Annotated in this window: 18 protein-coding genes; 13 read left to right on the forward strand and 5 right to left on the reverse strand. The window is 68.0% G+C overall.

Annotation, left to right across the window (positions count from 1 at the left end):
* Window positions 1-1,897, forward strand: a 1,897-nt coding sequence (eccCb, locus tag ON23_RS04410; RefSeq protein ID WP_063821219.1) for a type VII secretion protein EccCb, incomplete at its 5' end; no start/stop codon positions are given.
* A 1-nt stretch (window position 1,898) separates the two neighbouring features.
* Here eccCb and ON23_RS04415 read toward each other — a convergent pair.
* A complete protein-coding gene (locus ON23_RS04415) occupies window positions 1,899-2,483 on the reverse strand; it encodes a GNAT family N-acetyltransferase (RefSeq protein WP_051041983.1) in 585 nt (194 codons plus the stop codon).
* Entirely contained in the window at window positions 2,480-3,319 is an 840-nt protein-coding gene (locus ON23_RS04420; RefSeq protein WP_051041985.1) for a GntR family transcriptional regulator, read from the reverse strand. Before ON23_RS04420 ends, ON23_RS04415 begins: the two co-directional genes overlap by 4 nt.
* A gap of 151 nt (window positions 3,320-3,470) precedes the next feature.
* Between ON23_RS04420 and ON23_RS04425 the strand changes: the two genes are divergently transcribed.
* Complete coding sequence (locus tag ON23_RS04425; protein WP_244970182.1) at window positions 3,471-3,992, forward strand: DUF4254 domain-containing protein; 522 nt, start codon at window positions 3,471-3,473, stop codon at window positions 3,990-3,992.
* Window positions 3,993-3,998: 6 nt separating this feature from the next.
* Here ON23_RS04425 and ON23_RS04430 read toward each other — a convergent pair whose 3' ends face one another.
* Entirely contained in the window at window positions 3,999-4,508 is a 510-nt protein-coding gene (locus tag ON23_RS04430; RefSeq protein ID WP_143859966.1) for a hypothetical protein, read from the reverse strand.
* A gap of 108 nt (window positions 4,509-4,616) precedes the next feature.
* Between ON23_RS04430 and ON23_RS04435 the strand changes: the two genes are divergently transcribed.
* Window positions 4,617-5,609 (forward strand): GlxA family transcriptional regulator, encoded by a 993-nt coding sequence (locus tag ON23_RS04435; protein ID WP_039776544.1) that lies wholly within the window; start codon window positions 4,617-4,619, stop codon window positions 5,607-5,609.
* A 9-nt stretch (window positions 5,610-5,618) separates the two neighbouring features.
* Here ON23_RS04435 and ON23_RS39085 read toward each other — a convergent pair whose 3' ends face one another.
* On the reverse strand, window positions 5,619-8,777 hold the full coding sequence (locus tag ON23_RS39085) for a MinD/ParA family ATP-binding protein (protein WP_245555908.1): 3,159 nt from the start codon (window positions 8,775-8,777) through the stop codon (window positions 5,619-5,621).
* 276 nt (window positions 8,778-9,053) lie between these two features.
* Between ON23_RS39085 and ON23_RS04445 the strand changes: the two genes are divergently transcribed.
* The 9 genes from ON23_RS04445 to truA all read left to right on the forward strand — a co-directional run bounded on the left by ON23_RS04445 (window position 9,054) and on the right by truA (window position 15,543).
* Entirely contained in the window at window positions 9,054-10,322 is a 1,269-nt protein-coding gene (locus ON23_RS04445; protein WP_039776545.1) for an MFS transporter, read from the forward strand.
* A 275-nt stretch (window positions 10,323-10,597) separates the two neighbouring features.
* A complete protein-coding gene (gene infA / locus ON23_RS04450; RefSeq protein WP_003886926.1) occupies window positions 10,598-10,819 on the forward strand; it encodes a translation initiation factor IF-1 in 222 nt (73 codons plus the stop codon).
* 168 nt (window positions 10,820-10,987) lie between these two features.
* Complete coding sequence (gene rpmJ / locus ON23_RS04455; RefSeq protein ID WP_025347279.1) at window positions 10,988-11,101, forward strand: 50S ribosomal protein L36; 114 nt, start codon at window positions 10,988-10,990, stop codon at window positions 11,099-11,101.
* Window positions 11,102-11,324: 223 nt separating this feature from the next.
* Window positions 11,325-11,696, forward strand: coding sequence for a 30S ribosomal protein S13 (gene rpsM, locus ON23_RS04460; protein WP_030513443.1), 372 nt, complete (start codon window positions 11,325-11,327; stop codon window positions 11,694-11,696).
* A gap of 9 nt (window positions 11,697-11,705) precedes the next feature.
* On the forward strand, window positions 11,706-12,119 hold the full coding sequence (rpsK, locus tag ON23_RS04465; protein ID WP_025347281.1) for a 30S ribosomal protein S11: 414 nt from the start codon (window positions 11,706-11,708) through the stop codon (window positions 12,117-12,119).
* A gap of 21 nt (window positions 12,120-12,140) precedes the next feature.
* Window positions 12,141-12,746, forward strand: coding sequence for a 30S ribosomal protein S4 (gene rpsD / locus ON23_RS04470; protein WP_030513444.1), 606 nt, complete (start codon window positions 12,141-12,143; stop codon window positions 12,744-12,746).
* Between the two features lie 102 nt (window positions 12,747-12,848).
* Window positions 12,849-13,907, forward strand: coding sequence for a DNA-directed RNA polymerase subunit alpha (locus ON23_RS04475; RefSeq protein ID WP_030513445.1), 1,059 nt, complete (start codon window positions 12,849-12,851; stop codon window positions 13,905-13,907).
* A gap of 49 nt (window positions 13,908-13,956) precedes the next feature.
* Window positions 13,957-14,496, forward strand: a complete 540-nt coding sequence (rplQ, locus tag ON23_RS04480) for a 50S ribosomal protein L17 (protein ID WP_039776547.1) — start codon at window positions 13,957-13,959, stop codon at window positions 14,494-14,496.
* A 105-nt stretch (window positions 14,497-14,601) separates the two neighbouring features.
* Window positions 14,602-15,543, forward strand: a complete 942-nt coding sequence (gene truA / locus ON23_RS04485; RefSeq protein WP_051041988.1) for a tRNA pseudouridine(38-40) synthase TruA — start codon at window positions 14,602-14,604, stop codon at window positions 15,541-15,543.
* Between the two features lie 221 nt (window positions 15,544-15,764).
* Here truA and ON23_RS04490 read toward each other — a convergent pair whose 3' ends face one another.
* Window positions 15,765-16,214 carry an Hsp20/alpha crystallin family protein gene (locus tag ON23_RS04490; protein WP_039776557.1) on the reverse strand — a complete coding sequence of 150 codons (450 nt, stop codon included), beginning with the start codon at window positions 16,212-16,214 and terminating at the stop codon, window positions 15,765-15,767.
* A 166-nt stretch (window positions 16,215-16,380) separates the two neighbouring features.
* Here ON23_RS04490 and ON23_RS04495 point away from each other — a divergent pair.
* Window positions 16,381-17,025: TIGR03620 family F420-dependent LLM class oxidoreductase (locus ON23_RS04495; protein WP_039776548.1), on the forward strand; the 645-nt coding region annotated here is incomplete at its 3' end.

Below are 17,025 nucleotides of genomic sequence, written 5' to 3' on the forward strand. Positions count from 1 at the left end.
GGTCCCGGTGCGCACACCGGCGGCGGCCGCGCCGGCACGCGGGCCGCTGGGCCGGCCCGAACTTCCGCCGCCGCCCGGATCGCCCGAAGCGGAGCTGGAGCTTCCACCCGGCGCACCCGCCGATACCGTGCCCAAGACGCTGCTCAACGTGGTGGTGGACCGGTTGCGTGGTCACGGCCGCCCGGCGCACGAGGTGTGGCTGCCGCCGCTGGACGAATCGCCGTCGGTGGACATGCTGCTGCCCGATCCGGACTGGCGATCGCCGGTGAACCGGCACGGCCGGCTGTGGTGGCCGATCGGCGTGATCGACAAGCCGTACGAACAGCGCCGCGACGTGCTGATCGTGGATCTGTCCGCGGGACAGGGCAACCTGGCCGTGGTCGGCGGTCCGCAGTCGGGTAAGTCGACCACCCTGCGGTCGATCATCATGGCGGCCGCGGCCACCCACACGCCGGAGCAGGTGCAGTTCTACTGCCTGGATTTCGGTGGCGGCACGCTGGCGGGTCTGGCCGACATCCCGCACGTCGGCTCGGTCGCCGGGCGTATGGACATCGACCGGGTGCGCCGCACGGTCGCCGAGATGGTGACCCTGCTGCATCAGCGCGAGGAACGGTTCCGCGAACTGGGCATCGAATCGATCCACGAGTTCCGCCGCCGCAAAGCCGAACTGGCGCAGCGGAGTCCGGCCGAGCGGGCGGCGGACCCGCTGTCGCAGGACCTGTTCGGCGACGTCTTCCTGGTGGTCGACGGCTGGGCGACCATCCGCGCCGAATTCGACGTGCTGGAACCGGCCTTCAACGCGCTGGCCGCACAGGGCCTGTCCTACGGCATCCACCTGATGATCGGCGCCACCCGCTGGGGCGAGATCCGGCCGGCGGTCAAGGATCTCGTCGGCACCCGGCTGGAACTGCGCCTCGGTGACCCGAGCGACTCCGAAATGGATCGGCGCACGGCCGTTCTGGTGCCGGTCGGTCGTCCCGGCCGCGGTCTGACCCCGGAGAAGCTGCACATGCTGATCGCCCTGCCGCGGCTGGACTCCGATTCCGATCCGGCGACTCTCTCCGACGGTATCGCGCTGGCGCGCAGTCAGTTCGCCGAGCTCTACGGCGACCGCCGCGCACCCGCGGTCCGGATGCTGCCGCTGCGGGTGCCCCGCGAACAGGTGCTCGCCGAGGCGGCGCAACGTGGCATCGAATGCAGCGCCACACGGGTGGTGGTCGGTCTGGGTGAGAACGAATTGGCGCCGCTGGTCATGGATTTCGACGCGCAGCCGCATCTGATGGCCTTCGCCGACGTGGAGTGCGGCAAGACCACGCTGCTGCGCAACATCGTGCTCGGCATCACCGAGAATTCGACGGCCGAACAGGCGCGCGTCATCCTGATCGACTACCGGCGCACCATGCTCGGTGTCCTGGAGGGCCAGCAGCTCGCCGGCTATTCCACCTCGGGGCAGACGTCGTTCGACATAATCAAGGAGGTCGCCGCCTATCTGCGGCAACGGATTCCGGGTTCGGACATCACGCCGCAGCAGTTGCGGGATCGCAGCTGGTGGACCGGGCCGGAGATCTACATCGTGGTCGACGACTACGACATGGTCGCCACCGGTGCGGGCAATCCGCTCGAACCGCTGCTGGAATTCATTCCGCAGGCCCGCGATATCGGTATGCACCTGATCGTGGCACGGCGCTCCGGGGGCGCCTCCCGGGCGCTGTACGACAAGGTACTGGGCATGATGAAGGACCTCTCGGTCGACGCGCTGCTCATGTCGGCGCCCAAGGACGAGGGCAAACTGCTCGGCGACGTGCGGTCGGCCAAGCTCGCACCCGGCCGGGGCACGCTCGTGTCCCGCGCCCGCGAGAACGAAATGGTGCAGGTGAGCTATCTGCCGCCGGTCTGAGTCAGGGCACCGGATCGCCCCGGTCCGCGTGCAGGTGGCGTCGCACGATCGGTTCCGGTAAGTCCCAGCTGTCGGCGCGGCGTTCGAACAGCGCCGCCGAAGGTCCGCTGACGGCCGGATTCGCGATGCGGGCCAGCCGGAATCCCGCCGAGCGGTAGTACCGGTGCAGCTCGCTGTTCCTGGTCCACGCGTCCAACCGCACCCAGTTGCGTTGCCGGACAAGGGCCAGACTCGCGGCGTGGGCGAGCAGTGCCCGGCCGACGCCGTATCCGGCGAAGCGCAGATCGACGATCATGTAGTGCACGATCACCGCGTCGGCGATCTCCCGCGGCGACCACAGCCCGGGATCCGCGCGATCGTTCACGGTGACGGTGCCCGCGAATTCGCCGCCGACCTCCGCGACCCAGGTCTCCCCGGCCGCCACCGATCGGCCGACCGCGCGGGCGAACCGTTCGATCGGTAGCCCTCGGCCCTGCCGGGTCCACTGGTCCGAGCCGCGTGCCGCAAGCCAGGCCGTGCGCTGGAGCCGTAGTCGGCAGATGTTGCCGAGGTCGGCCGAGCGGGCCTGGCGGATGCGGATACTCATGGTGATCCGGGTACCAGTGAGTTACCGAAGGAATGGGAGTTGCCCGGCGGATGCGGCGCCCCCAGGGTTTTGCGGATCAGGGCGGTGCCCTCGTCGTCGCCGAGTTCGTAGGCCAGCCGGTTGCGCGCGGCCAGCGACCGCTGGCGGGTGACCCGCATGATGCGAGTGCTGCTGGCGCCGATGCGCAGATGATCGAGCAGCATCGTGCCGGCTCCGACGCCCAGGACGGCCGCCTCGTCGGCACTGGCCGGGCGGGCCACGACCGTATCCCGGTGGGCGGTTTCGGGATAGCCGCGCGCGGCCAGCCGCCGCGTGGTGCCCTCCGGAATGTCGTGCGGAGAATCGATTCCGGTGAGTTCGGCGAGGTCGCGCGGGTAGTAGCTGACCTCCCACGACCACGGTTCGTTATCGAGGTACTGCACGACGGTGCGTGAGACGACCCAGGAGTCCTTCGGTACGCCGAGCCAGTGCGCGACTTCCGTACCGGCCGGTTCCATCCGGGCGCTGAACTGCTTGGCCGGTTCACGCCCGGCGGCGCGCGCGATCTCGGAGAAGATGTCGTGTGCCGACGTGGGACGGTCGCGTCGAATATGGTTGGTCACCACGGATTCCAGGACCTCCTGGCTGCGCACGATCGTGCCCCGGGAAGTCGCTGTGAACAGCAGGTTTTCGGCGACTAGCACCTGAATCGCGTTGCGCGCGGTGGTGATCGAGACATGCATCTGGTCGGCCAGCTCGTTGTGGCTGGGCAGGCGATCACCAGGTTTGTACGTGCCGTCGCGGATCGCGTCCCGTAGGACGTCGGCTATTCGCTGGTACCTCGGACCGGCGGCCATCTCGCTCCTCGGTTGTACCTTCAACGACCGGAAGTCTACTCTGCTGGTTGACGGGGCAGTGTGACCCTTGACACACACATTCAGAGGTTTATTGTAATGAACGTCCTGACCATTGGTTGTACGGCGACGACGGCGAGGCAACGTGGCTGGTTTGGAGACGTCCCCGATGGTGGTCGTGGCATGGCCCGACACACCACATACACCGACGGCCGTCGATTTCCTGACGACCGAAGTTCTGCCGAGTTCGGATCTGTTGTTGCGCGCGTGCCGGGGGCACCGCGTGATCGGCGGCCCGATCCTGTGGTTCGCGCGCGACCTGGCGGTGCTGTTCGAACGCCAGCTCGGCCGCGGCGGTTCCGCACCGGATCCAGACTCCGCGCTGATGATCGAAATCGGCAGACGGCGAATGGAATTGGTGATGGCGATCGACGACTGGATCGTCCGCGCCGTCCCGCGGCAGAGCTCCGGCGCCACCCTGCACACCGAGACGATCGGCGCCGTCATCGACCGGCTGGCCGAGGCGTCGGTGCGCGCGCACCACGCGTTGATGACCCTCGACGCGAACGACGAAGTGCTGCACGGTGCCTGGCATCACCTGGCCGAATTGGCCGACGGCTACGACGATCTGGTGCGTGACGTCCTCGCCGGTCGGCGTCGCCTGCCGACCTGGTGAGTCAGGCTAGTAGGTCAGCGATCGGCACGAGCCCGCCATCCGCGGTGCGCGGCTGTGCCGCGACCGATCCGCCGGCAGCGGCGCCGGATTCAGCCGGGTCACCCGCCGCGGTCGAGAGCCACCGGCCAGTTCGGTGAAGCGAATCGTGTTCCAGCCGAACGGCATCAGGTGGACCAGTTCACCGCGTTCCTCCAAGCGCTCGGTGAGCTCGGATACGACGTCGAGGACATCCGCCAGGCCGGTGAGTACGTCCTCGTATGCCCCGCGGCGGTCGCTTCGCGCCCACGGCGCCACACCTTCGACCACGAGGTAGCCGGCGTCGTCGTGTGCCGCAATGGTTTTCACGACCTCGACTGCCGCCGGAAGTATCGCGGTATCACCGGGCTCGACCGCGATCTGCAGGACGAGGCAGTCCACGAACAACTTCCGAGCGCGCACCGCCGCCGGATCCAGCGCGACCGCGCACGGCCCCGCCGCGGTGACCTCGTATTCGAAGAGATGACACACACTGCTCACGATGCGCATCGTGCACCTCTGTTCGCCCACATCGTCATACGGCAACACTAAGCGGCGGATGCGCGCAATATCAGTGTCGTATCCGACGCGTTCAGTACTGTTTGCGACATGGATGTGGCGGTATTCGTCGTGGACGGTGTCGGAGACCTCGGTCTCGCCGCCGTGCTGGAGGTCTTCAACACGGCGAACTCGCTCGTCGACGATCCGGAACTGGAGCCCGAACCGTGGCGAGTGCACACCGTCGCGCTCGGCGGCAGCGTCCGCTCCGGCCACGGCCATCTGATCCCGACCACGCCGCTGGCCGAGGTGCCCGGCGACATCGGCCCGATCATCGTGCCCGCCGTGCTCGCGATGGATGCGGACGCGGTGGTCGACCTCATCGCGGCGCCCGCCAACCAGCCGGTGCTGGAGCGCATTTCGCAGGCACACCTCGCGGGGACACCGTTGGCCGCCGCGTGCACCGGAACCTTCTTCCTCGCCGAGGCCGGAGTGCTCGACGGGCTGCCCGCGACGACGAGCTGGTGGCTCGGCCCGGCCTTCCGCCGCCGCTATCCGAACGTCGACCTGGACGAGGGACGCATCCTGTGCCGCTCCGGTCACATCGCGACGGCCGCGGCCGCCCTGGCCCACCTCGACCTCGCGTTGGCCACGGTGGCCGGTCGCAGTCCCGCCCAAGCCGAACGCGCGGCCCGGATGCTGTTGGCCGGCAGCGGAGGCGCGCAGCGGGACTACATCGTTCCCCAGGTGATCGCGCGCGGAAATTCACTGGTCGCGGCCTTCGAACGCTGGGTGCGCGGACATATCGCCGAGCAGTTCCTGATCACCGACGCCGCCCGCGAACTCGGTGTCACCGTGCGCAGTCTGCAACGTGCGACCCAGGCCGAAATCGGGATGTCACCGAGGGATTTCGTGAACGAAATCCGCCTCGAGCGCGCCACCCGGCTGCTGCGCACCACGAATGCCACCGTGGAGACGGTCGCCGCGCGGGTCGGCTATCTCAATGCCGGCACCCTGCGCGGACTGTTCCGCCGTCGCCGCGGCCGCAGCATCGCCGAAGTCCGGGCGACCCCGATGGCCTGGCAGGACCGCAGTGCTCAGTAACCGCAGTGCTCAGTAACCGCCGAACCGCCGATGGTCGGTGGCGAAATCGTCGGCCACCGTCGCCGCCAGTTCCACCAGCGCACGCTTGGTGTTCTTGTGCAGCCGGGCCAGGTCGATCTCGGCGCCCTCGGCCAGATGCGGGTCGTAGGGGATGACGTGCACGGCGCGGCACCGGGCCAGGAAGTATTCGCGCAGATGCTGAATCGCCACATTCGGTGACCCCTCGCGCGGCAGATTGATCACCACGACGGCATTGCGCACCAGATGATCGTGTCCGTGCAGCGAGAGCCAGTCCAGCGTCGCCGCCGCGCTGCGGGCGCCGTCGATCGCCGACGACGAGATCAGCACCAGCGAATGCGCCAGATCCAGCACACCCGCCATCGCCGAATGCATCAGTCCGGTACCGCAATCGGTGAGGATGATGTTGTAGAACCGCTGCAGCACGCGCAGCACCTGGCGGTATTCGTCCTCGCTGAACGATTCCGACGCCGCCGGATCACGTTCGCTGGCCAGCACTTCCAGCCGGCTGGTGGCCTGCGAGGTGTGCCGGCGCACGTCGCCGTAACTGCGAATCTGCTGATCCAGCAACAGGTCCCGCACCGTGGAGCGGGTCTGCAGCGGCACCCGCTGCGACAGGGTGCCGAAGTCCGGGTTGGCGTCGACGGCGATCACGCGGTCACCGCGGATGGAGGCGAAGATCGAGCCGATGCCCATCGTGGTGGTGGTCTTGCCGACACCGCCCTTCAGCGACAGGGTGGCGATCCGATAGTCGCCGCGCACCGGCTGCCGGATGCGCGCCACCAGTTCCTGCAGGCGCAGCTCCTCCGCGGACATACCCGGATTGATGGCGCCACCCGACATGTGGTGCACCGCGCGCCGCCAGCCCGAACCGGGAGCCTTCTTCGCCCGGCGCATCGGGACATCCTCGAGTGAGGGCGTCACGCCGTTCGGTGGGTACTGCTGCGGCGGCTGACCCTGCTGGTACTGCTGATACTGCGCCTGTGGATGGGGGGCCTGCTGCTGGGCCTGCGGGGTGGGGGCGTGCTGATACTGCTCGGGCGAAGGGGCCTGCTGCCCCGGCATATACGGATTCGGCTGGGCGTACTGCTGCGGCTGGGAATACTGATCCGTCTGTCGTGCGGCCCACTGCTGTTCGGGACCGGTCGCCGGGCCCGGCACCTGCGGCGGAGGTTGCGGCGCGCTGTGCCACTGGGCGTCCGGGGCCGGTTGTGAAATGCGCGGCTGCGACACGCCTTGGGGGCCGGCGACCATCGTCGATTCGGCATTCGGCACCTGCGGCATCGGGCCGGAATGTGCTGTGTGCGTACCGAACTCCGGAGCGGGAGGCGGCGGGTACTGCGATGCCTGTGGCACCGCGCCGTATTGCGGACTCCCAGCGTCGGGCGTCTGCGGCCGCCCTTCGGACTGCGCCGGTGCCGCGCCGGTGCCGTTCCACGCGGCGGTACCCGTATCCGGCCCGGGCCGCACGGAATGTTCCTGAGCCGCCACCGGCTCGGAGGCGACCCGATGCCGCCCGCTCCACTGCGGACCTGCCGAATCGGCGGTGCCGGTATTGCCGGAGCTGTAGAACCCGACACCCCCGACCACCGACGACGCCCCCGAATCACTCTCCGGCGCACGGGTTCCCACCGTCGGCTGGGGAGGCCGGGGACCGGAAGTCGAATCGCTACCGGCCGCGAAGGCATCCCACGTGCCGCCACTGTGCCCCGTACCGTCGGCTGCGACGGGGAGATCAGGAGTATTCGATGCGGTCTCGCCGGGCGCACCCGAATCCCCGGTCGGTCGATGTGCGACCGACACCTCGGCAGCGTCGTGGCGCCGGGGTGCGGAATCGCCCGGCGCGGGCGAGTGCTCCGTGGCACCGCCGAGCCAGGCGGGCGCCTCCTCCGCGACGCCGGACGTCCCAGCGTGCACGTTCTCGGCTGGACCACTCGCGTTCGGGGTCGGCCCGACCGGGCTGCTCGCCGATCCGTGGGCCGGAACGTCCGTCGGCGCCGGGGGAGTGGTACCGACGGGCATATCGACCGAGGCGGGGCGGGTGTCCGCCGACTGCTGCGGCAGCCCCGGCGCGTCTGCGATCGGGGACGCGGTGTAGTTCGTCGCGGACGAAACCTGTTGTGCGCCGACCCTGTTCGCGTCCGACGACGCGCTCTCGTATCCCTCCGGCACGCCCAGGCGCGGCGGCGGTCCGGAACGGGGCGGGGGAGCCGGATCCGGCCATTCGGGCAGCGGCGGCGGAGTGGGGGCCTGCTGCTGGGGCGGTGGCGGCAGGTCGGGCCGCCGCGTCACCCGCACGGTCATCTCCGCATCCGCGCCGTCGGCGGCCGGGACAGGAGTGCTCGACAGGTGGTGCGGTGCGGGCGGAATCGGCGGCCGGGCCGGAGTCTGTGGCGGTGCCGCCGGAATCTCGCCGGACAGCGGCTCGCCGTCGACCGGGCCGGACGCCTGCTCCGGACGAGGGGTGGGAGCCTGCGGTACCGGAGCGGGATTCGGCTGTGCGGTCGCGGGCGGGCGGCCGAAGTCGTGACGCGACGGCGCCGCGGGGGTGGACGACGAATCCGCGGTCGGCGGCTGCGCGGGGAGGTGCGGCGTTTCCCGGAGCGGAGCGGGCGGCGTCGACGGCGGCGAATTCCACGGCCCCGGCGGCTGCGTCGGGGGCTGTTGCGGTTGCGGCTGCATCGGTAGTTGCGGTTGCGCGAACTGATTCTGTTGCTGCGCACGGAAGTCGGCCGGGATCACCCCCTGGACGCCGTCCGGACGGTAGCCCTCAGGAGTCTGCTGCTGCCACGGCAAGGACTCGGAGCCCTGAGAACCGTTGCCGCGCAACGATTCCGGCCCCGGCAGTGCATCTCCCTGCGGCCGGGCGGTGTCGGGCGGCCCCCACGAGGGCGACCCCTCACCGGCGGCCGGCTCGGCGTCGGTCTTGTCCTTGCGGCGGGATTTCCGCCACTTCCGGTCGGACTCCTTCTTGTCGGAGTCCGCCCGGTCGTCGGATTTGCGGGAGAACAACCGCCGTGGACCGCTGTCCTCCGGGATGTACTCCTCGTGCGGAAGGTTCTCGACCGGCGCTTCGTACCCCGTTTGCGTGACGTCGCTCTCCGACAGCCACGGGGGCAGCATCGGCAGATCGTTGTTGTTGCGACTCACGGCAGTACCTCACCGCGGTTCGTGCTCGGGGCCTCGCCGAGGATCGTGCCGATCGGGTTCGAGGGCGCTGCGTCCGTAATTCGCTCGCTGCGCACGCTCACGGGTGTCCCCCTGGGATCTGCTGGACCGATTTCCTGGACAGCCGGTAGTTTACGCGAGGGCTATCGGCCGTGACGGGCGTCCTACCCACAGCCGACGAGCCGGTCGGACGCCGCGCCGCGCCGCCTCCCGGCGGGTTCGGTTGCCCCTTATTTGCGAGGTCGGGAGCGTATCGAAATGGCAATCACCGCGGGCGATGATCCCCGCGCGGCCCGGTTGGACGAACTTCCCGTCCGGCCGGTTCATCGCAAGCTCGTCGCGCTGGTCGGCCTGGGCCTGTTCTTCGATCTCTACGAACTGTTCCTCGCCGGCACCATCACCGGTGTGCTGAAGCAGCAGCTCGCGCTGTCGACCTATCAGCTGAGCGGCATCCTCGCCTCGGCCTTCGTCGGCCAATTCCTCGGCGCGCTGGTGATCGGCCGGCTCTCCGACCTCTTCGGCCGCCGCCGGATGTTCATGATCAATATCGGGGTGTACGCCGGATTCACCCTGCTCGGCGCGTTCAGCCCCAACGTCTGGTTCCTGATGGCGACCCGCGTGCTCGCCGGACTCGGCATCGGCGCGGAGATGACCGTCTCCGACACCTATCTGTCGGAGGTGATGCCGCCGCAGGTCCGCGGCCGGATGATCGCCATCGCCTACACAATCGGCTTCTGCGCGGTGCCGACCGTCGGATTTCTGGCTCGGTGGCTGGTTCCGCTGCAACCGTTCGGCACCGACGGCTGGCGCTGGCTGTTCATCTTCGGCGGCTTCGGCGCCGCGCTGGTGTTCGTCGCCCGCCGGCACATGCCCGAATCGCCGCACTGGCGGGCCCAGCACGACAAGGCCGCGACCACCAGCTCGAAGGTGGCGTTCACCGACATCCTGCGCGGCGCCAACCGTGGGCGCACTCTGCTGTTCTCCGCGGTGATGATCCTGCAGGTCTTCGGCTACTACGGTTTCGGCACGCTGGCGGTGCTGGTGTTACAGCACAAGGGGTTCACGGTGGTGAACTCCCTCGGCTATCTGACCGTCACCTACCTCGGCTATCCGCTGGGTTCGCTGTTGTCGATTCCGCTGATCGAACGCGTCGAGCGCAAATATCTGGTGATGGCGTCGGCCGCGCTGATGGCGCTGTTCGGCCTGATCTTCGGATTCGCGACGAGCGTGCCGCTGATCCTGCTGTCGGGCGGCCTGTTCACCCTGGCCAGCAACGTCTTCTCCAATGCCCTGCACACGTATCTGCCGGAGTCGTTTCCCACCACCGTGCGCGGCACCGCCTCGGGTACGGCCTATTCTCTGTCGAAACTGAGCACCGCCGTCCAGCCGTTCCTGCTGCTTCCGCTGCTGGACAGCCATGGTCCGGGGACGGTGTTCACGGTCATCACGATCGCGCTGGTGCTGATGCTGGGCTTGATCGCGGCGTGGGGCCCGCTCACCGGGCGCGGCCCGCTCGCCGACCACTAGTGGAAGCGGCGAGAACGGTGCGCCGGACCGCCGCGGACGGCGCGAGGGGACCGCATTTGGCCGGATCGTGGGCGCACGGGTAAGCTTGGTCGGCGGTGCACCTGCCCGACGTCTGTGTTCATGCGAATGCGTGTAGTTCTCGTGACTGCATGTCCGCATGTGACTACGAAGAGTATGGCACCGGGTCGACTGGAGTGCACCGGTAACTGCAGTGACAAGCTAGCCGAAGAGTTGAGACCACACCGGGTTTCAGCGTAAGCGGGATCGCGGAGGATATGGCGAAGAAAGACGGGGCCATCGAGGTCGAGGGTCGAGTTATCGAGCCACTGCCGAATGCGATGTTCCGCATCGAGCTGGAGAACGGTCACAAGGTTCTCGCGCACATCAGCGGCAAGATGCGTCAGCACTACATCCGCATCCTGCCCGAGGACCGCGTGGTCGTGGAGCTTTCTCCTTACGACCTGTCCCGCGGTCGCATCGTCTACCGCTACAAGTGAGTTTTCCGGGGAGCGGTCCCCGGAGGGAGTTCGGGAGTTTCGGCTCCGGGGCTCTCGTGGCATTTCGGGGCTCTGGCCTCGGGATCTGCGACAAAAGACTTCCCCAGTCATACGACTGGGGAACACCTGTGTTCACACCCGTGTGAACCACAACCAGATTGGACGGACGTGAAGGTTCAGCCGAGCGTCAAGAAGATCTGCGAGAAGTGCAAGGTGATCCGCCGTAACGGCCGGGTCATGGTGATCTGCGACAACCTGCGTCACAAGCAGCGTCAGGGCTGACCTGGGCTACACCCCGACGCAGGGGTTCACCAGCCAAGCACCGAACGCAGTTCGGATTGGCACAGAAAAGAAGACCTCCCAGCGCCAGTCGCCGTCGGCGAGCTCGCCGCCTCGGAAACGAGCGGAGAGCGGACGGACGACCTACCCCCGGAACGGAGGCCGGGGCCCCATTCGAGGGGACGGACAGGGAGCAGACCTCCGCAACAGTTAAGGAAGCTGCCACATGGCACGTCTGATGGGCGTCGATCTCCCGCGCGAGAAGCGCATGGAGATCGCGCTGACCTACATTTTCGGCATCGGTCGTACCCGCGCCAAGGAGATCCTGGACGCCACCGGCGTCAGCCCCGACCTGCGGTCGAAGGATCTCAGCGACGACGACGTCACCCGGTTGCGCGATTACATCGAGGCGTCGGAGTTCAAGGTCGAAGGTGACCTGCGCCGTGAGGTGCAGGCCGACATCCGCCGCAAGATCGAGATCGGCTGCTACCAGGGCATCCGCCACCGCCGCCACCTGCCGGTGCGCGGACAGCGGACCAAGACCAATGCGCGCACGCGCAAGGGTCCGAAGAAGACCGTCGCCGGCAAGAAGAAGTAGGGATAACCGATGCCTCCGAAGAGTCGGGCCTCCGGCCCCAAGAAGTCCCAGAAGGCGCGTCGCCGGGACAAGAAGAACGTCCCGCACGGCCACGCGCACATCAAGTCCACGTTCAACAACACGATCGTCTCGATCACCGACCCCGAGGGCAACGTGATCTCGTGGGCGTCGTCGGGCCACGTCGGCTTCAAGGGCTCGCGTAAGTCGACCCCGTTCGCCGCGCAGCTCGCCGCCGAGAACGCCGCGCGCAAGGCGCAGGAGAACGGCGTCAAGAAGGTCGACGTGTTCGTCAAGGGCCCGGGTTCGGGCCGTGAGACCGCGATCCGCTCGCTGCAGGCCGCCGGCCTCGAGGTGGGCACGATCTCCGACGTCACCCCGCAGCCGCACAACGGCTGCCGTCCGCCCAAGCGGCGTCGCGTCTAGCGGGAAAGGATTTAGCGAAAAATGGCTCGTTATACAGGCCCCATCACCCGCAAGTCGCGTCGTCTGCGTGTCGACCTCGTCGGAGGCGACCAGGCGTTCGAGCGTCGTCCCTACCCGCCCGGCCAGCACGGCCGCGCGCGGATCAAGGAGAGCGAGTACCTGCTCCAGCTGCAGGAGAAGCAGAAGGCCCGCTTCACCTACGGCGTCATGGAGAAGCAGTTCCGCCGCTACTACGAAGAGGCGAACCGTCGCAAGGGTAAGACCGGCGACAACATGCTGCAGCTGCTCGAGTCGCGTCTGGACAACGTCGTGTACCGCGCCGGTCTGGCGCGCACCCGCCGCCAGGCCCGCCAGCTGGTCTCGCACGGCCACTTCCTGGTGAACAACCGCAAGGTCGACGTCCCCAGCTTCCAGGTCTCCCAGTACGACATCATCGATGTCAAGGAGAAGTCGCTGCCGACGCTGCCGTTCCAGGTCGCCCGTGAGACCCAGGGCGACCGCCCGATCCCGGGCTGGCTGCAGGTTGTTCCGAACCGGCTGCGGATCCTGGTCCACCAGCTTCCGGAACGCGCGCAGATCGATGTGCCGCTGAACGAACAGCTCATCGTCGAGTACTACTCGAAGTAAGCCGTTCGTGCTGCTGGTGGATGAGCACTTTATCCGATGTGCTCATCCACACCCCAGTTCGTGGGCGTCAAATAGCGGGCGCCCCTGAAGGAGGAGATCCTCATGCTGATTTCACAGCGACCCACACTGGCCGAAGAGGTATTGGCCGAGAACCGCTCGAAGTTCACCATCGAACCCCTCGAGCCGGGCTTCGGTTACACCCTCGGCAATTCGCTGCGCCGTACCCTGCTGTCCTCGATTCCGGGGGCCGCGGTGACCAGCATCCGCATCGACGGCGTGCTGCACGAGTTCACCACCGTCCCGGGTGTGAAGGAAGATGTCACCGACATCATCCTGAACCTCAAGGGCCTGGTCGTGTCGTCCGAAGAGGACGAGCCGGTCACGATGTACGTGCGCAAGCAGGGCCCGGGCACCGTCACCGCCGGTGACATCGTTCCCCCGGCCGGTGTGACCGTGCACAACCCGGACATGCACATCGCCACCCTGAACGACAAGGGCAAGCTGGAGATCGAGCTCGTCGTCGAGCGCGGTCGCGGTTACGTCCCGGCCGTGCAGAACAAGGCCTCGGGTGCGGAAATCGGCCGGATCCCGGTGGATTCGATCTACTCGCCGGTGCTGAAGGTGACCTACAAGGTCGAGGCCACCCGTGTCGAGCAGCGCACCGACTTCGACCGGCTCATCCTGGACGTCGAGACCAAGAACTCGATCTCCCCGCGGGATGCGCTGGCGTCGGCCGGTAAGACCCTGGTCGAGCTGTTCGGCCTGGCGCGCGAGCTGAACGTGGAGGCCGAGGGTATCGAGATCGGGCCGAGCCCGGCCGAGGCGGACCACATCGCCTCGTTCGCGCTGCCGATCGAGGACCTGGACCTCACCGTGCGTTCGTACAACTGCCTCAAGCGCGAGGGTGTGCACACCGTCGGCGAGCTGGTTGCGCGGACCGAATCGGATCTGCTGGACATCCGCAACTTCGGCCAGAAGTCCATCGACGAGGTCAAGGTCAAGCTGCATTCGCTCGGCCTGTCGTTGAAGGACAGCCCGGCCTCCTTCGATCCGTCGAGCGTCGTCGGTTACGACGCCGCCACCGGAACCTGGAGTGACAGCGGCTCCTTCGGCGATGCAGACAACGGCGAGCAGGACTACGCCGAGACCGAACAGCTCTAGGCCTTCCGGGGTGGCAGCCCCGCTCGGCCTTTCCTAAGGAGAACAACCAATGCCCAAGCCCAAGAAGGGTGCTCGCTTCGGCGGGTCGGCGTCGCACCAGAAGGCGATCTTCGCCAATCTGGCCACGGCGCTCTTCGAGCACGGTCGGATCACGACCACCGAGGCCAAGGCCAAGGCGCTGCGCCCCTACGCCGAGAAGCTGGTCACCAAGGCCAAGGCCGGTACGCTGGCCGATCGCCGCGAGGTGCTCAAGGTCATCCGCAACAAGGATGTCCTGCACGAGCTCTTCGCGAACATCGGACCGTCGTTCGAGGGCCGCGAGGGTGGCTACACCCGCATCATCAAGACCGTGCCCCGCAAGGGTGACAACGCGCCGATGGCGATCATCGAGCTGGTCCGGGAGAAGACCGTGACCAACGAGGCCGATCGCGCTCGCCGGGTCGCCGCCCAGCAGGCCAAGACCGAGGTCGCCGAGGCCAAGGCCGACGAGGCTGCCGAGGCGAAGGCCGACGAGGCTGCTGAGGCGAAGGCCGACGAGGCCGCCGAGGCGGAGTCCACCGAGGCTCCCGCCGAGGACAAGGCGGAATGAGTTGGTCCCCGCCACGTGCGGGGACCTCTCGATCTGCGTCGGGAATTCACGAGTGAGCCCGCCGTCCCCTCCGGGTCGGCGGGCTTCGCTCATGTTAACCAGGAAATGGCTGTGACCATGCAGGATCCGGCGGCAACCTCGGTTGCGGTTCGAGTACGGCTCGATATCGCCTACGACGGTACCGATTTCACCGGCTGGGCCCGCCAGCCCGGCCTGCGGACCGTGCAGAGTGTGCTCGAGGAATCGCTGAGCAAGGTCCTGCGCGAACCGATTCAGCTGACGGTGGCCGGCCGGACCGACGCCGGTGTCCACGCCGAAGGACAGGTCGCGCATTTCGACACGACCGCGCTGCCCGACTACGACAAGCTGCTGCACCGGCTGGCGCGCTTCCTGCCGAAGGATGTGCGGGTCACCGGGATTCGCCCGGCACCACCGCAATTCGACGCCCGCTTCTCCGCGATCCGCCGCCACTACGCGTATCGGCTCACCACCGCGCCCTACGGGGCCCCGCCGCTGCTGGCCCGCAGCGTGGTCGCATGCCGCCCCGGCGTGGATCTCGGCGCCATGCGTGAGGCATCGCGAAAGCTGTTGGGGCTGCACGATTTCGCCGCATTCTGCCGCCGGCGCGAAGGTGCGACGACGGTCCGCGAATTGCAGCGCTTCGATTGGGTGACGACGCCTGTCGCCCCTGTGCTCGCCACCGACTCGGCGAATCGGGGCGATGAGTACGCCGTGGCCGCGGAACCGTCCGCGGACCACCCCGCGCAGATGCTCACCGCCTACGTCAGCGCCGACGCGTTCTGCTGGTCCATGGTGCGCAGTCTGGTGGGCGCGGTGCTCGCGGTGGGGGCGGGGCGTCGTACTCCCGAGTGGGTGGAAAGCCTTCTCGCGGAACGGGAACGGTCGAGTTCGGTCACCGTGGCTCCCGCCCACGGGCTCAGCCTGATCGCCGTCGACTACCCGGCGGATGCCGACCTCGCCGCCCGTAATGCCGAAACCCGGGAGATGCGTACGATCCCCGAGGCGGACGGCTGCTGCGGCAGCTGAGGGCCGCTACCTGCCCCGGTCGGTCGACGGCCCCGCGGCGTCCGCGGGGCCGTACGAGTCGCTATTCGAGGGTTGTGCGTTTCTCACCTCCTTCGCGCTGCGACGAACCTCGGTTCCGCCCGCGCGTCCGGCCACCTTGCACCGGTGAATGGTGTTGTGCGGCTTGCGCACTCATCTGTCTCTGTCGCCGATGGGCGCGGGCACATTCCCGCCGCGGCCGGTCAGCCCTCGGAGTGGCCGGCCTCGATGGTCTTCGGGCCGCGGCCCATGCCGCCGATCTCGATGCGCCGCGGCTTGGCCTTCTCGGCGATCGGCAGGGTCACCGACAGCACGCCGTCGTTGTAGGTGGCGCTGATGTTGTCGGTATCGATGCCTTCGCCGAGCGACAGCTGGCGCATGTACGTTCCCGCGAATCGTTCCGACGCGATCCATTGCACGTGCTCGTCACCGGGTAGGCTGCGCTGCGCCTTCAGCGTCAGGGTGCCGTTGTCCACGCTCACGTCGACCGAGCCGGGATCGACACCCGGGAGATCGGCATTGAGGACGTAGTGGTCACCGGCCTTGAACAGGTCCATCGGCATGAAGCGCGGCGCGCGTGTGGTTCCGGCGGCATCCCCCAGGAGCTGCCGGGCAACGGTGTCGATGTCGTGGAACGGGTCGAACCTCAGCACAGGAATCACCTCCATATCCAGTGGTGACGCCCGCCTCGGCGGCGAGCGCCGGAAGCTGTCCGATGCCAAATTTAGCACTCTCATTGTGCGAGTGCCAGATCGTGCGCCGGGAATTTTTCCGGCGCCGGGCGGAATAGTCGCCCGCGCAACGGAGTTCGCAAGGACTATGACAGAGGGTGCGCGAACCACGAATATCGGCAAATTCGGCGTCTGGCGGTACTACGCCGGCTTCGAACCGGGGCAGGCTCGTGAGCTGGAAGGTCTCGGGTACAGCGCGTTGTGGCTGGGCGGCTCGCCCCCGGCGGATCTACCGGCCGTCGAGGCGCTGCTCGAGGAGACCGAGACGCTGACGGTCGGCACCAGCATCGTCAATATCTGGTCCGCGCCCGCCGAACAGGTCGCGGAGTCGTTCCACCGCATCGACCGGCGCTTCCCGGGCCGCTTCATCCTCGGCTTCGGCGCCGGGCACCCCGAGCAGGACTCGGATTTCCGCAAGCCCTACGACGCGCTCGTCGACTATGTCGACGTCCTCGATGCCAACGGCGTCCCGAAACAGCAGCTCGCGCTCGCGGCGCTCGGACCGCGGGTGCTGAAGCTGGCCGCCGACCGCACCGCGGGAGCGCTGCCGTACCTCGTGACCGCCGAACACACCCGGCAGGCTCGCGAAATTCTGGGTCCGGATGCGCTGCTCGTGCCCGAACACAAGATCTCGTTCAGCGCCGACCCGGTCCAGGCGCGGCTGACCGCTCGCCCGCGCACGGAGTTCTACCTGAACCTGCGCAATTACGTGGCGAATCTGCGCCGGCTCGGC

The organism is Nocardia cerradoensis NBRC 101014, from assembly GCF_000308535.1.
GTDB classification, from domain to species: domain Bacteria; phylum Actinomycetota; class Actinomycetes; order Mycobacteriales; family Mycobacteriaceae; genus Nocardia; species Nocardia cerradoensis.